The 15,022-nt window shown below is 60.4% G+C and carries 14 protein-coding genes; 3 read left to right on the top strand and 11 right to left on the bottom strand.

The genetic code is table 11. The annotated features are described in order from the left end of the window. The first annotated feature begins 39 nt into the window (after positions 1-39). Both ACESY8_RS12550 and ACESY8_RS12545 read left to right on the top strand, forming a co-directional pair. Entirely contained in the window at positions 40-852 is an 813-nt protein-coding gene (locus tag ACESY8_RS12550) for a sugar phosphate isomerase/epimerase family protein (RefSeq protein ID WP_204682257.1), read from the top strand. 10 nt (positions 853-862) lie between these two features. Then, complete coding sequence (locus ACESY8_RS12545) at positions 863-1,837, top strand: Gfo/Idh/MocA family protein (protein WP_204682259.1); 975 nt, start codon at positions 863-865, stop codon at positions 1,835-1,837. Between the two features lie 74 nt (positions 1,838-1,911). On the opposite strand, the gene ACESY8_RS12540 is transcribed toward ACESY8_RS12545, so the two are convergent. From ACESY8_RS12540 to ACESY8_RS12490, 11 genes are all read right to left on the bottom strand, one after another. Continuing rightward, complete coding sequence (locus ACESY8_RS12540) at positions 1,912-2,157, bottom strand: IS3 family transposase (RefSeq protein ID WP_152970481.1); 246 nt, start codon at positions 2,155-2,157, stop codon at positions 1,912-1,914. A 592-nt stretch (positions 2,158-2,749) separates the two neighbouring features. Next, entirely contained in the window at positions 2,750-3,499 is a 750-nt protein-coding gene (locus tag ACESY8_RS12535; protein ID WP_152970482.1) for a hypothetical protein, read from the bottom strand. Positions 3,500-3,530: 31 nt separating this feature from the next. Then, positions 3,531-4,268, bottom strand: a complete 738-nt coding sequence (locus tag ACESY8_RS12530; protein ID WP_152970483.1) for a hypothetical protein — start codon at positions 4,266-4,268, stop codon at positions 3,531-3,533. Positions 4,269-4,862: 594 nt separating this feature from the next. Further along, a complete protein-coding gene (locus ACESY8_RS12525; protein WP_009260559.1) occupies positions 4,863-5,621 on the bottom strand; it encodes a FadR/GntR family transcriptional regulator in 759 nt (252 codons plus the stop codon). Positions 5,622-5,716: 95 nt separating this feature from the next. After that, on the bottom strand, positions 5,717-6,877 hold the full coding sequence (locus tag ACESY8_RS12520; protein WP_498794756.1) for an acetyl-CoA hydrolase/transferase C-terminal domain-containing protein: 1,161 nt from the start codon (positions 6,875-6,877) through the stop codon (positions 5,717-5,719). 106 nt (positions 6,878-6,983) lie between these two features. Further along, positions 6,984-8,183 (bottom strand): thiolase family protein, encoded by a 1,200-nt coding sequence (locus ACESY8_RS12515; protein WP_054338726.1) that lies wholly within the window; start codon positions 8,181-8,183, stop codon positions 6,984-6,986. 22 nt (positions 8,184-8,205) lie between these two features. Then, the gene (locus ACESY8_RS12510; protein ID WP_021631538.1) at positions 8,206-9,375 is read right to left on the bottom strand and encodes an NAD(P)-dependent malic enzyme; all 1,170 of its coding nucleotides are present in this window, start codon (positions 9,373-9,375) and stop codon (positions 8,206-8,208) included. Between the two features lie 30 nt (positions 9,376-9,405). Next, positions 9,406-10,770 (bottom strand): class II fumarate hydratase, encoded by a 1,365-nt coding sequence (fumC, locus tag ACESY8_RS12505; protein ID WP_498794755.1) that lies wholly within the window; start codon positions 10,768-10,770, stop codon positions 9,406-9,408. Between the two features lie 28 nt (positions 10,771-10,798). After that, a complete protein-coding gene (locus ACESY8_RS12500; RefSeq protein ID WP_007488373.1) occupies positions 10,799-11,389 on the bottom strand; it encodes a FumA C-terminus/TtdB family hydratase beta subunit in 591 nt (196 codons plus the stop codon). Between the two features lie 33 nt (positions 11,390-11,422). Continuing rightward, positions 11,423-12,307 carry a fumarate hydratase gene (locus tag ACESY8_RS12495; RefSeq protein ID WP_054338729.1) on the bottom strand — a complete coding sequence of 295 codons (885 nt, stop codon included), beginning with the start codon at positions 12,305-12,307 and terminating at the stop codon, positions 11,423-11,425. 66 nt (positions 12,308-12,373) lie between these two features. Continuing rightward, positions 12,374-13,732, bottom strand: coding sequence for an MmgE/PrpD family protein (locus tag ACESY8_RS12490; protein ID WP_055270525.1), 1,359 nt, complete (start codon positions 13,730-13,732; stop codon positions 12,374-12,376). A 400-nt stretch (positions 13,733-14,132) separates the two neighbouring features. On the opposite strand from ACESY8_RS12490, the gene ACESY8_RS12485 reads away from it, so the two are divergent. Beyond that, positions 14,133-14,996, top strand: a complete 864-nt coding sequence (locus ACESY8_RS12485) for a beta-keto acid cleavage family enzyme (RefSeq protein ID WP_498794754.1) — start codon at positions 14,133-14,135, stop codon at positions 14,994-14,996. Positions 14,997-15,022: the final 26 nt, after the last annotated feature.

Raw genomic sequence — 15,022 nt, 5'->3', positions numbered from 1 at the left:
CCCCCCCCCCCCCCCCCCCCTTCTGAAAAGGAGGATATTATGGGACGCATCATCGCGGTCAACTCCAACTGCTACCACGGCTATTCCATTGAGCAGGCCATCGACGGCATCGCCGCCGCCGGGTTCCGCTACATCGAGCTCACCGCCACCAAGGGCTGGACGGAGCATGTGTTCCCCGACCAGAGCTTCGAGCGGCTGTGGCAGGTGAAGGAGCGGCTGGCCGAAAAGGGCCTCACCCCCTTCTCCATGAGCGGCCACTGCAACCTGATGGACACCGGGCGCATCCACGACTTTATCAGCAACATCCGCCTGGCCGCCTTCTTCGGCTGCGGCTACATCGTCTCCTCCATCGGCGAGGCCCATCTGGCGGATCAGGCCGTGGCCTCCAACGAGGTGGTGGCGGAGCACATCCGCGCCCTGGTGCCCGAGCTGGAGAACTACGGCCTCACCCTGGTGCTGGAGACCCACGGCGACCACGGGAGCGGCAAGATCCTGAAGGAGATCGTGGATCGGGTGGGCTCCCCCCGGGTGGGCATCAACTACGACACCGCCAACGCCCTCTTCTACGGCAACGTGGACTTGGGGGCGGATCTGGACGCCAGCATGGACGCCATCCGCTACATGCACCTCAAGGACAAGGGCGGCGAGCGGACGGTATGGGACTTCCCCGCCCTGGGCAAGGGCTGGCTGGACTTCCCCCTGGTCTTCGACAAGCTGGCAAAGGCGGGCAACGACTGCCCCTTCAGCATCGAGATCGAGTTCACCCAGGCCGGAGCGAAGGATCTGGCCGAGATCAACCAGGCCGTGAAGGACTCGGCGGAGTACCTCACAGCCCACGGCTTCGTCCTGTGAGGTGGCGGCCATGATCAACATCGGAATCGTGGGCGCGGGCGGCATGGGCACCGTGCACCACAGCAACTATCTCCACCTGGACGGTTGCGCCGTGACGGGCGTGGTGGACCCCTCCCCCGCCGGGCGGGAGCGGGCCGCCCAGTGGGGCGTGCCCTGCTATGAGAGCATCACCGACCTGGTGGAGGCCGGAGGCGTGGACGTGGTGGACATCTGCACCCCCACCTTCCTCCACCGGGACAACGTGATGGAGAGCCTCTCCCTGGGCAAGACCACCATCGTGGAAAAGCCCTGCGCCCTCACCCGGGCGGACGCCGAGGCCATGTTCGCCCTGGCCGGGGAGAAGGGGGTAAACCTCTATGTGGCCCAGGTGCTCCAGTTCACCCGGGAAATTGAGGTGCTGCGGAAGCTGGTGCGGGAGGGCACCTACGGCAGGCCCCTGGACGCGGTGTTCCAGCGGCTGTCCGCCCGTCCGGAGTGGGCCCAGGGCGGCTGGCTCTTTGACAAAAGCAAGAGCGGGCTGGTCCCCTTCGATCTGCACATCCACGATCTGGACGTGATCGTCTCCCTCTTCGGCGTCCCCGACCAGGCGGAGTGCCGCCCCTGCGGCGGCCCGGCCATGGACTCCCCGGAGCTGTACCGCTGGGAGTACCGCTGCGGCGGGGTCAACGTCATGGCCGAGGCGGGCTGGCTCAACGCCTCCATCCCCTTCACCGCCGTCTGGCGGGTGTATTTTGAGAACGCCATGGTGATTTATGACGGCAATACCGTCACCGCCTACCCCCACGGCTCGGAGCCGGTGGTCTTCGACACGGAGGAGGCCGTCAAAATCCCCACCGGCATCAACGTCCCCCCCACCGGCTGGTACTACGCCGAGCTGGGGCACTTCCTGTCCTGCATTCGGGAGGGAAAGCCCTCCCCTCTGGTGCCCCGGGAGCGCATCCTGGCGGTGCTGGATCTGCTGGAGACCGCCCTGCGGGCGGACTGACCAAAGGAAAAAACACCCCCCGCGCGTCTGAAGTTCCCCCAAAAAGTTAAACAATATTTACGAACAAAAATTGTTCAAGCAGCCGAAAGGGCTTGTTGTCTGTGAATTGCAGGCGGCAAGCCCTTTCGCTTAGCCTTATTGCGTCGGTTATTGTAGTAATCCAGATCGTCGATGAGTTCATGTTTGAAGCGTTCCATGGGTTTTGTGATACAATACGGTTCGGCCGTGTTGAGAGCCGCCATAATGCTTTCCTTATCCAGAACATGTTCCCAATAACCCGAGAATACATCCAGGATATATACCTGGATCGTTTTTCCCATATCGTGCGGGCTACTCCGAGTGTCAGGGATGATGTCATCCGCTCTGCAAAAAGTGTGTTCCATAAAGTCCAGAGCAGAGGTTTGAACCTTACTTTTGTAGATGTGCTGAAGCTCCGCTCCCAGCTTCTTGACCCGGAGCGCGGGACCTCTACCCCCAGTCTGGCCGCACAACTCGCGGCCGCCACGGCGCGGGCAGAAGCCCAACAGGCAGAACACCAGGCTCCTGTTCAGCAGAGGAAAGAGCCCTCGTTAGATCGTTAAACAAGAATTTACATTATGCTTGTTTCCTGCTATACTAAAAAATGAAAAGGCGTGGTGGTGATCCTGGCCAGTCCAGGCCAGACGCACACGTGCAGTAAAAATCCGATACCGTTACCCTTAAGGGGGTCGAGCGGCGAAGGTAGGGGGGGCAGGTATTGCCTGACCCCCCCTACCTTATAGCACGGCACATTTTCTTTATAAAGTACCACCCGGCCTACCCTTTCTGGCCGCCCAGGGTCCCATGATGGCTGCCAGTGTCTACTAACTTGTAGCAAACAATCTTTAAATACAGATGGCCGCCTATCTATATAGATAGGCGGCCATGCTATTACTATCCTCCGTCTGCAATAATTTTTCGAGTATTCTTCCCCGTAGTAATCAGTATATTACCTTCTCCCACATCGCTCAAATCAATCGTCCCCTCCCCCGTTTCAAGGGCTAGATAAACATAGGGATTCGACACTTTTCCTGCATAGGAAATTGCTCCAGTTTCGGGCTCTACTCCCGAAAATTTAATCATATCTCCTTCGATCTTAAAATGAGCTTCCTTATTCGCTGCTCCGTAGAAACGAATACATCCCTTCTCGCCTAGTCCATTGCATGGCATAGATAGGAACACATTAAATGTCATATCGTTTCCGCAAAAAGAAACCTTGCCAGAAAAATCAATAGTGATCTCTTCTATGCTAGTCCCCGATACAGAATACTCCGCTAAATTGGTATCCTGGATGGTTGAAATGCTAAATATTTGTTGCTCACCTTCAGGCGTCTCTCCGAGTCTCTCATATCTAAACTCATCACTATAAGGGACTTCCAAACGATATTCGCCTATATACCCAGGCATTTCATCAAGATGTTCTTGATCAGTAATATTCAGCGAACCCGAAAACTCGTTCTGGTGTGTTAGAGCATTACCACAGGCATCCGTGATGGTAAATTCAGTATCGCATACTCTGATGTATGCAGACGCTGTTGACTCAGTTTCGAGACAGTCAGTTGATTCTAGCCCCGTACAGCTAGAACAGATGAATAACGACCCTACTAGAATTAGAAATAGGAGGATTTTGGGAAATTTCTTCATCCTCTCCTCCCTTCTTTAATAGGTAGAAATTTTATTTGGCAAGAACATGATTGCACTCGCAGGTGACTGTCCCCATAGTAGAATAGGTAATGTCAAAGCGGAACATAGCAAGACCACGATAGTAGTCAGAATAACTACCAGTCATGACAGGTACCCAATTAGAAGGGGTATTGATCCCCCTCGTTCCCCACTGAACTGTTGTATAATCCATAACTTGATTCATCGAATCAAGGATACCACCGGATTCTACGACCCCAGCCTGCACAACCCGTACTTCCGGGGTTCCAATGCCTAAGATATCCCACTCTATATCTGGTGGCTCTTTTCCTTTGGTAATTGCCACATTATCAATAGAGATCAAATAATCTTTAATTGTATTATCTTCCGAAGGGTATAGGGTATAGTGTATATACGTTGTGACCTGGAAGTAGTTATGGGGGTCAGGGAAAGTGTCAGTCGCCGTCCCAGAACTACTCGCAGCCATCGCAGACTGTACATAATTTTCGTTATACACTTGGGCATCAGGTGTCACTGGTATATAGTATGTGACTTCCTGTTCTCCCATTTGGGAGCCGCCGGTAGAATACGCACCATAAACTCTATCTTGTACGAGAACAGGAATCGTCATGGCCTTACCGCCAAGAGTTACAGTTTCAAATGTAATTTCCCCTCTCAGGGAATCTCCCTCAGATGCGCTAACTGCGCTTGCAGGTAAGATGCAACATAAAAGTAAAGTGGCTGCAAGCAATACAGAAAAAATTTTCTTCATTTTTTCTCCTCCTAAATCTTTTTAATATTCAAAATGTTTGATTTCAACCGCTTTGCTTGCATTGTCACATACCATTACTGCATTGGAATCATATCCTTTTCTAATACTGCTTTAATTGTTTTAATTTTACCACTATTCTCATATTTTGTCAATCATTTGTTGTTTATATTTTACAGTATTTGTCCTGCTAGCTGTTGTCTTGGCGGTCGCATCCCATCTGGAGATACCACAGTATTTCCGCCCGTCCGGCTGCCCTGGCCTTTCTGGACAGCTTCAAATGGCCACCCCTCTCTTGGTGCCCACTAGCTGCCTCATGGGCAGCTCCGCACTCCTTCCCCCCTCCACAGCCGCTCCGGGCCAGCCTGGCGGATGCCAACCGCCTCCAAGGGGGAGAGAGTCCCATAACTTAGTTTTTCCTCCGGCATGGGTTTCCACTACCAGCTTCTTAAATTCTGGCGTGTATCTCTTCTTTGGTTTTCCTTTTGCTATAATTGAGCACCCCACTTGTTATCCAGTATATCATACTGTCTAACAAATGGGGTGCTGTTCAGCCGCGCGGGGAGCGTTTTATCTTTGTTTGTGTTTGCTCCGGGCTCAGCCGATCGCGGCCTTCTGTCCCGGATGATCGGTTCCCATGGTGGATTTGAGGTTGTAGCGCACATCCTCCATGTGCTCCTCCATGCACTGGCGCGCCCCCTCCGCGTCCCCCTCGATGACCTTGCTGAACAGGGCCTCGTGGGCCACAATAGAGCTGTACGAGATGCCGCTGTTGTTGATGGTGAACTGCCGGGAGATGTCCAGCAGCTCATAGAGGTACTCGTATACGCTGGAGAGCACGGCGTTGTGGGCGGCCCTGACCAGGGCCTGGTGGAAGCCGTGGGAGAGCTTGCGCAGGTTCTGCACCGACTCCTCGGTGCCGTCGTTGACCTTCTTGGCCTCCCGCATGTCCCGGAGCAGCTTCTGGATGGAGGCGATATCCTCGTCGGTGCGCCGCTGGGCGGCGTGATAGGCCGCGAAGGTCTCCAGCACGATACGCAGCTCCAGCAGATCCCGGATGGTGTCCGCCGTGGCGTCGAAGGAAAAATCCATCTTGCTGACCAGGCTCTGCGCGGAGGTGTTCTTCACATAGGTGCCGTCGCCGGGGCTGCTGTCCAGCACCCCCATATACTCCAGGATCTTGAGCGCCTCGCGGATGGGGACACGGCTGACGTTGAACTTCTCGGCCAGCTCCCGCTCGGAGGGCAGCTTCTGGCCCGCCTGAAGCTCTCCATCGGCAATCATCTGGCGGATGTTGTCAATCACGTACTCGTAGAAGCGGCCGCTGCCGTCCGCCTGCTTGGTTGGGAGATTCATCGGACTCCTCCTTTTATCCTCAAGTACTTTTTCCTTATTTTATCATAATCTGAGGTCAAATAGAAGGGATCTCTCAAAAAATCCCCCAGCCGGAGTCAAAGACGGATGATGCCATGCTTAGCCTTGCTCTGGGCGTAGGCCTGCTCCACATACTCCCGCAGCTCGGGACGGAACTTGGGGTGGGCGCAGTTCTCAATCAGGATGTGGGCCCGCTCGTAGGCCGTCAGGCCCCGCAGATCCGCCAGGCCCTGCTCGGTGACGATGATCTCGGTGTCGTGCTCCGTGTGATCCACGTGGGCCACGTGGGGCACAATGCAGGAGATGGCGCCGTCCTTGGCGGTGGAGGCGGTGGAGAAAATGGCGATGCCCGAGTTGCGGGCGTAGTCGCCGGAGCCGCCGATGCCGTTCATGACGGCCCCCTCGCCGATGTGGGTGGAGTTGACGTTGCCCGCCAGATCCACCTCGATGGCGGTGTTCATGGCGATGATGCTCAGGCGGCGGATCACCTCGGGGGCGTTGCTGAGCTCCTGGGGCCGGAGGATGATCTTGCCCTTGTAGTCGTCGATATGGGCATAGAACCGCTCCCGGGCGGAGGGGGAGATGGTGAGGGCCGTGCCGCTAGCGCAGGCCACCTTGCCCGCGTCGATGAGCTCCACCACCGCGTCCTGCATGACCTCGGTATAGACGCTCAGGTGGTCCAGCTCGGAGCGGGCCAGGGCGGAGAGCACCGCGTTGGCCACGCCGCCCACACCGGACTGCATGGGGGGCAGAGGGTTAGGCAGGCGGCCGGCCGCCACCTCGCTCTGTAGGAATTTGACAATATGACTGGCAATGGCCTCCATATCCGGGGTGGGGGCGGGGAGATCCTGGTTGGTGTCCTCGCAGTTGGTGAGGATGACTGCGGCGACCTTGTCCGGGTCGCAGGCCAGATAGGGGGAGCCCACCCGATCGTCGGGCTTGAAGATCTCAATGGCCTGGGTGTGGGGCGCCCGCTCCAGGGTCAGGATGTCGTGCATGCCCTCCACCTCCAGGGGGATGGCCTCGTTGACCTCCAGGATGAGCTTGTCGGCATACTTCACCAGGGTATCGTCAATGCCCACCGAGAAGGGGAGCACCAGACTGCCGTCGGCCCGGATGGCGGCCACCTCGATGACGGCCACGTCGATCTTCCCCAGGTAGCCGTTTTTGATATGCGCTGCCGCCGCCCTGGGAGTGGTCACCTTGCGCAGCAGCGCCTCGTTGCAAATGCGGTCCATTCGGAATACCGATCCTTTCTTTTTTCTCTAATTGGTATACCATTTTGAGGAAAAAAAGCCCGGCGGAGCCTTGCGGTTCCCCGCCGGGCCTCAAACGAGGGCTTGTTCAGTCCGCCAGCTCCAGAAGCGTGGCGCCGCCCTGGCCGCCGCCCATGCACAGGGTGGCGATGCCGTACCGGGTGCGGGTGCGCTTCATGCCGTGAACCAGGGTGGTCAGGATGCGCCCGCCGGTGGCGCCCAGGGGGTGCCCCATGGCGATGGCACCGCCGCTGACGTTTACCTTCGCCATGTCCAGCCCCAGCTCGCGGATCACCGCCAGGGACTGGGCCGCGAAGGCCTCGTTCAGCTCGATCATGCCGATATCGTCCAGTGTGAGCCCCGCCTTCTCCAGCACCTTGCGGACGGCGGGCACCGGGCCGATGCCCATGATGCGGGGATCCACGCCCACGATGGCGTGGGCCACGATGCGGGCCATGGGCTTGACGCCCAGCTCCTTCACCTTCTCGCCTCTCATCAGCAGCAGGGCGGCGCCCGCGTCGCTGCGCCCGCAGGAGTTGCCCGCAGTGACCTTGCCCTTGCCGTCGGTGCGGAACACGGGCTTGAGCTTGGCCAGGCCCTCCATGGTGGTGGCCCTGGGCTGCTCGTCGGTGTCAAACACGATGGGCTCCTTTTTCCGCTGGGGGATCACCACGGGGACAATCTCATCCTTGAACACGCCGGCGGCCACCGCCTCGGCGGCCTTGCGCTGGCTGTGGAAGGCAAACTCGTCCATATCCTCCCGCGAGATGTGGAACTGCTCGGCCACGTTCTCGGCGGTATCGCCCATTCCGAACACGCCGTAGGTCTCCTGGGGCTGGGCCCGCTTGGCCCCCTCCACGATGGGATCCACCAGCACATTGTTGCCGGTGCCGTAGCCGTACCGGGCGTTCCACAGCTCGAAGTGGGTGGCGCTCATGGCCTCCACGCCGCCGGCCACCGCCACGTCTACGTCGCCGCAGCGGATGTCGTTGGCCGCGCAGTTGACCGACTGGAGGGAGGAGCCGCACTGCATCATCAGCGTATAGGCCGGAATCTCCTCCCGGAAGCCCGCCATCAGGGCGCACACCCGGGCGATGTTGGAGGCCACGGCGTTCTGCTTCACCTGGGCGATGACGACCTCCTCCACCAGCTCGGGGGCCAAGCCGGTGCGCTCCATCAGGGCCTTGCACACCAGCCCCCCCATCTCGTGGGCCTGGGTGTTCTTCAGCGTGCCGCCCATGCGGCCCACGGGAGTGCGGACGGCGTCTACAATATAAACCTCGCGCATAAAAGCGTCCTCCTTTTTGTGTTCAGGCCCGTGCAATGCCCTGCTCCCTGGCCTCCTGTGCGACGGCGCGGGCCACGGTGTCGGCCACGGACTTGTCCAGGGCGGAGGGCAGGATGTAGTCGGCGCTGAGCTGCTCGTCGGTCACCAGGGCGGCCAGGGCTCTGGCCGCGCGGATTTTCATCCCCTCGGTGATCTCCCGGGCCCGCACGGCCAGCGCGCCCTTGAAGATGCCGGGGAAGACCATGACGTTGTTGATCTGGTTGGGAAAATCGCTGCGCCCGGTGCCCACCACCGCCGCGCCGCCCCGCTTCGCCTCGTCCGGCATGATCTCCGGGGTGGGGTTGGCCATGGCGAACACGATGCCGTCCTTCATGGTGGACACCATCTCCGCCGTCACCAGGTTGGGCCGGGACACGCCCACGAAGGCGTCCGCCCCCCGCAGGGCGTCGGCCAGAGCGCCGTGCTCGTGATTCCGGTTGGAGATGTGGGAGATCTCCTCCTGTCCGGCGTTGAGCCCCTCATCCCCCTCGCAGATGATGCCGTTGATGTCGCACATGACGATATTGCCGAAGCCCATGGAGATGAGCAGCTTGCCGATGGCGATGCCGGCGGCGCCGGCCCCGTTGATGACGATCTTCATCTGCCCCATCTGCTTGCCGGTCACCCGCATGGCGTTGAGCAGGGCGGCGGCCACCACGATGGCGGTGCCGTGCTGGTCGTCGTGGAACACGGGGATGTCGCACACCTCCTTCAGGCGGCGCTCCACCTCGAAGCAGCGGGGGGCGGCGATGTCCTCCAGGTTGATGCCGCCGAAGCTCTTGGAGATCAGGGCGATGGTCTCCACCAGCTTGTCCACGTCCTTGGTGTCCACACAGATGGGGAAGGCGTCCACCCCGCCGAACTCCTTGAAGAGGGCGCACTTGCCCTCCATCACCGGCATACCGGCGGCCGGGCCGATGTCCCCCAGGCCCAGCACCGCGGAGCCGTCGGTGATCACCGCCACCAGATTGCTCCGGCGGGTGAGGGTAAAGGACTTCTCATAGTCCTTTGCAATTTCCCGGCAGGGCTCGGCCACGCCGGGGGTATACAGAAGGGACAGGTCGTCCCGGGTCTCGATGTGCCTGCGGGCCACCACTTCGATCTTCCCCCGCAGTTCCTCGTGCAGCTTGAGGGATTCCTGATTGACGTCCATAGTACGTTTTTCTTCCTTTCTGCGGCCCGCTCAGACCATCTCTTCGGGGTGGAACACCTCGTCGAACCGCTCGGCGGTGAGGAAGCCCAGGCTGACGCAGGCCTCCTTGAGAGAGATGTGCTCGGCGTGGGCCTTCTTGGCGGTCTTGGCCGCGTTGTCATAGCCGATGTAGGGGTTGAGGGCGGTGACCAGCATGAGGGAGTTGTGCAGGTTGTGGCGGCATTTCTCCCGGTTGGCCGTGATGCCCACGGCGCAGTGGTCGTTAAAGGAGCGGATGCAGTCGGTGAGCAGCCGCGCGGACTGGATGAAGTTGTAGATGCACACCGGCATGAACACGTTCAGCTCGAAGTTGCCCTGGGAGGCCGCCAGGCCCACCGCCACGTCGTTGGCCATCACCTGCACCGCCACCATGGTCACCGCCTCGCACTGGGTGGGGTTGACCTTGCCGGGCATGATGGAGGAGCCGGGCTCGTTCTCCGGGATATGGATCTCCCCCAGGCCGCACCGGGGGCCGGAGGCCAGCCAGCGCACGTCGTTGGCGATTTTCATCAGATCCGCCGCCAGGGCCTTGAGCGCCCCGTGGGCGAACACCAGCTCGTCCTTACTGGTGAGGGCGTGGAACTTGTTGGGGGCCGTGACAAAGGGCTTGCCCGTCAGCTCCGATACCGCCTCGGCCACGGCCGTGTCAAAGCCCTTGGGGGCGTTGAGCCCGGTGCCCACGGCGGTCCCGCCCAGGGCCAGCTCCCGCAGGCCGGGCAGCGCCAGCTCCACCATCGCCCTGTCCTTCTCCAGGCTGGTCCGCCAGCCGCTGATCTCCTGGGCCAGGGTAATGGGCACCGCGTCCTGCAGGTGGGTCCGCCCGCTCTTCACCACGTCCCCGTTCTCCCCCTCCAGCCGTCGGAAGGTCTCCACCAGCCCGTCAATGGCCGGCAGCAGCTTGTCCTCCAGCGCCACCGCCGCCGCAATGTGCATGGCCGTGGGGAAGGTGTCGTTGGAGCTCTGGGACATGTTTACGTGGTCGTTGGGGTGGAGCAGCTTCTTCCCCGCCAGCTCGTTGCCCCGGTTGGCCACCACCTCGTTCACGTTCATGTTGGACTGGGTGCCGCTGCCCGTCTGCCACACCACCAGCGGGAAGTGCCCGTCCAGCTTCCCCGCCACCACCTCGTCGCAGGCCCGGCTGATCAGGCCCAGCCTTTCATCGTCCAGCTTCCCCAGCCTGTGGTTGGCCAGCGCCGCCGCCTTCTTCAGAATCCCGAAGGCCCGCACAATCTCCTCCGGCATCTTCTCCGTGCCGATCTGGAAGTTCTGATAGCTCCGCTGGGTCTGCGCACCCCAGTAGCGGTCCGCGGGGACCTCCATCTCCCCCATTGAGTCCCGTTCTATCCGGTAGTCCATCCTGTCTCGCGTCTCCTTTCGTCCGCCCTCAGGCGGGATAGGCCTCGTCGATCTTGTGCAGCGCGGCCTCTTTCAGATTTTTGTAGATGCTCTGCCCGTGGGTGTCCATGCCCACCACCAGGGGGCCGAACTCATTGGCCTGGAGGTCCCACACGGCCTCTGGCATGCCCAGCTCAAACCAAGTCACGTCGTTAATGCGCTCAATGCCCTGGGCCAGCTTGGCCGCGCAGCCGGGGGCCGCCTGGAGGTACACGTATCCGTACTGGCCGCAGGCCCGCAGGGTATCGGCGTCCATGCCGCCCTTTCCGATGACCGCCCGTACCCCCATCCGGCCCACTACATCGGCATAGGGCTCCATACGGATGGAGGTGGTGGGGCCGATGACGTTGAGCCGCCAGGAGCCGTCCTCGTTTTTCAGGGCCACCGGGCCGGCGTGGAACACCGCAGCGCCGGCAAAGTCCTTGGGCAGGGGCTTCCCCTCCTCCAGCAGGCCGCGGATACGCAGGTGAGCCATGTCACGGGCCGTAAATACATGCCCGGTCAGATACACCACGTCTCCCACGTGCAGCTTGCGCATGTCCTCTTCCTGGAGAGGTGTGGAAAAATGATAAGTAGCCATCCTTACTATACTCCTTTTTTGCCGTTTTGGAAATCAGAGCAGCTTCTCAACGCGGCCGTCGTCGTAGATGCGGATACCGGCCCGGCGGGCCACCCAGCAGTGGAAGTTGATCGCCACCGGCGCGATGGCGGTGTGGGTGTGGGCCCGCTCCATCTTGAGGGCCAGGCAGACGGTGTCGCCGCCGGTACCCGCCGCGCCCAGGCCCAGGCCGTTGATGGCGTCCTTCAGCTCCGCCTCCAGCGCGGCCAGCTCGGGGTCGGGGTTCACGTCGTCCCACCGGCGGGTGGAGATGGCCTTGCGGCTGAGCTTGGCGGCAATGTCCATCTGGCCGCCGATTCCGATGCCGATACCGTAGGGGGGGCAGGGCTTGCCGCCGGCGTTGACGGCGGTCTCCAGGATGAAGCGCTTCAGGCCGGAGAGGTTTTTGCCCAGCTTGGCGGTGGTCATAATCTGCATGGCGTTGCCCAGCTCGGCGCCGCAGCCCTTAAAGCTGATGATGAAGTCGACGTATTTCTGGCCGGGGTGGTATTCATACTCGATATTGGGCACGCCCTTGCCGGTGTTGTTTCCCGAGTTCTCCCGGGTCAGGGGATCCACCATGGAGGGGCGCAGGTAGCCCTTCTTCGTGGCCTCGGCCACGGCCTCCGAAACGGCCTCCCTGGCGCACTCCGGCAGGTTGCCGTCTCCAAAGGAGAGCCAGGTTGTGGGGTAGCCGGGCGACTGGCACACCGCCTTGTCCCCCTCCTTGGCGATGGACAGGTTGTCCACCATGGAGCGGAGCATGCTCTGGGCGGTTTCATTTGTTTCCCGGGCCAGTGCGTCTTTAAGCAGCCCCTTCACATCGGCGGAGATCTCGGTCACGGCGCGGATAACCGCGTCGTGAATGGCGGATTTGACAAGTGCTTCGTTCTGATTCATAGCGCAATGCTCCATTCGTAAGGTAATGGGCGCCGCCGTTCCGGCGCCCGCCCGCTGAGGCAGGGCTTACAGCCCCTCAAACAGCCGGTTTATATCATCCAGCTCCTCCAGGTGCGGCAGCCGCTCAACCAGCGCGGCAACCCGGTCCGGGCCCAGAACCCCGTCGGCCAGGGTGTGAAACTTCTCGTGCTCATAGGCCCAGGTAAAGGGGTTATTGAAGTCACCATAGGGGTACTCCACCTGACGGGTAAGCACCCGGCCGTCCTCCAGAGTCACCTCCAACCGGTGGGCCCACCGGTTGCGGTCCGCCTGATAGCTGGCCTCCAGCTCCGGGTCGCACACCAGGGTAATCTTGTCCATCAGCCGCCGCACCCGTGGGTCGGAGGTGGCCTCCGGCGTGAAGGCGGACTCCCCCAGGTGGCCGTACACCAGCATGGCCGCGGTGCAGTACTGGCCGCTGAATTTGTAGCCGTAGGGGGTGGACGGCTCCGGATTGTCCACCGTGTTGACCGCCACCTGATAGGTGTGATCCACAATGCGGGTGATGTGCTCCGGCTCCAGCCGGTGCTCCCCCCGCAGCAGTTGGGCGCAGTAGTCCGCCGCGTGGGTGTGGCGGCAGCAGGCGTAGGGCTTCAGGGAGTTGGTCAGCAGGGCGCAGTTTTCCCAGCTCAGCGCCCGCGTCAGCGCCTCCGGGTGGTTATCCGGCGTCATGGCGCCCAGCAGGCCCCGGTCTCCCGCCAGAATGTCCTCCGCAGCGGTAAAGCCCAGCGCCGCCAGGCGTGCCGACCGCAGGCCGCAGAGGGTACCGTTGGCGGTGTGCAGGGTCTTGCTCATGGCGCCGTCCTCCAGAAACTGCCACAGGCCGGCCGCCTGCGTCCCCGCCGAGCCAATGGCGTGCAGCAGTTTCTCCCGGTCCAGCCCCATCAGCTTGCCCGCCGCCACGGCAGAGCAGAGCGCCCCCACCACTCCAGTGGTATGCCAGTAGTGGTAGGAGCCTGGGTTGATGGCCTCCCCCACCCGTGCGCCAATCTCGTAGCCCGCGGCAATGGCAGCCAGCACCTCACGCCCGGAGCGGTGAAGCTTCTGCCCCACCGCCAGCGCCGCGGGGATGGTTACCGCCCCCAGGTGGGTGATAGAGGCGTTGTGCACGTCGTCCATATCCATGACATGGGCGCACGCGGCGTTCAGCGCGGCAGCATGTTCACAGGAGAGCCGCTCCAGTCCGCTGTTCCAGGCGGTCGCCTCCTGCTGTCCGTCCCCGGCGGCAAAGTAGCTGCGCCAGATACCCCCCTGCGGCTGAACTGAGCCGGCTGCCGCCACGCCGAGTAGATCCTCCAGATAGAGCTTTGCGTTGTCCACCGCTTTGGAGGGCAGACTATCATAGCGGACTTCATATAGAAAATCGGAAAGCTGTTCTGTAAGCATTCGGACCTCTTCCTGGCTGTCCCATTGGTCCAGCCAAAACGCGCACCTTATCGGAATACCGCACCATGTCATTCCGGTATTCCGTGCAATAGCAGGCGCACATATTTTTCTTTTTATGTAGTATTTTTTTGTTAATATTCCATTTTTATCTCTTTTTTGCTTTTTCTCTGGTATACCAATTCGAATTATAGCAGATTCACTCAGCAAAGAAAATACACAAAATAAAAATCGTTACATTTGACAAAAGCCGTCGCTTTTCCTTGGTTATAACAGAGAAATGGCAAGTTGCATCTTTACAAATTGTATGCATAAGTGCTATATTGGCTCCACTGGTATACCGATTCTCCAATAAAGCACGCAATTTAAGTCGTTTTGATGGAACGGAAAGGGATATCCAATTATGAAAACAAACAAGCTTATGATCACCTGCGCCCTCTGCGGCGGCGGTACCACCCGCAAGCAGTCCCCCTACGTCCCCCTGACGCCGGAGGAGCTGGTCGCCGATTCTCTGGCCGCAGTTTGGGCCGGCGCCTGCATCCTGCACATCCATGTCCGCGATGACGAGGGCGCGAACACCATGGAGACCAGCCGCTTTGTGCAGGTGGTCTCCATGATCCGGGAAGCCCTGCGCACCAACCACCTGGATGCCATCATCAATGTCACCACCTCCGGCACCAAGTTCTCCGAGGATATGCGGGTGGCCCACCTGCCCATCCTGATGCCCGAGATGTGCTCCTATGACCCTGGTACCCTCAACTGGGCCAACAGCTACATCTTCCTGAACACGCCCCCCTTCCTGGAGCGGCTGGGCCTGCTCACCCAGGAGCTGGACATCAAGCCCGAAATTGAAATCTTTGATGCCGGTATGCTGGGCAACGTGGATTACTACCTGAAAAAAGGCGTCCTGAAGGCCCCGCTCCACTACCAGCTGGTTCTGGATGTCCCTGGTGGTATGCCGGGCAATATTGACTCGATCAACCATCTGGTTTCCAAGCTGCCGGAGGGCTCCACCTGGTCGATCACCGGAATCGGCAAAGCCCACATGCCCTGTATGCTGGCCGGTCTGGCCGCCGGCTGCGACAACCTGCGCGTCGGTCTGGAGGACAATGTATTTATGAAGAAGGGCGAATACGCCACCAACGCCCAGTTGGTGGAGCGGGCGGTCAAGCTTGGTATCCTGGCCGGCCGTGAGATTGCCACCGCCGCCGAGGCCCGCGAGATTCTCGGCATCAAGCCTGAGAAGGGCGTTCTTTATCAGCCGTAAATTGACTTGGAAAAGGAGAATGCGCG

Origin of the sequence: Clostridium sp. ATCC BAA-442, from assembly GCF_964239415.1 — a bacterium.
In the GTDB taxonomy this organism is placed as follows: domain Bacteria; phylum Bacillota; class Clostridia; order Oscillospirales; family Oscillospiraceae; genus Flavonifractor; species Flavonifractor plautii.
Note: the sequence above shows the minus strand (reverse complement) of the source record. Positions and strands in the feature narration are given on the sequence as shown.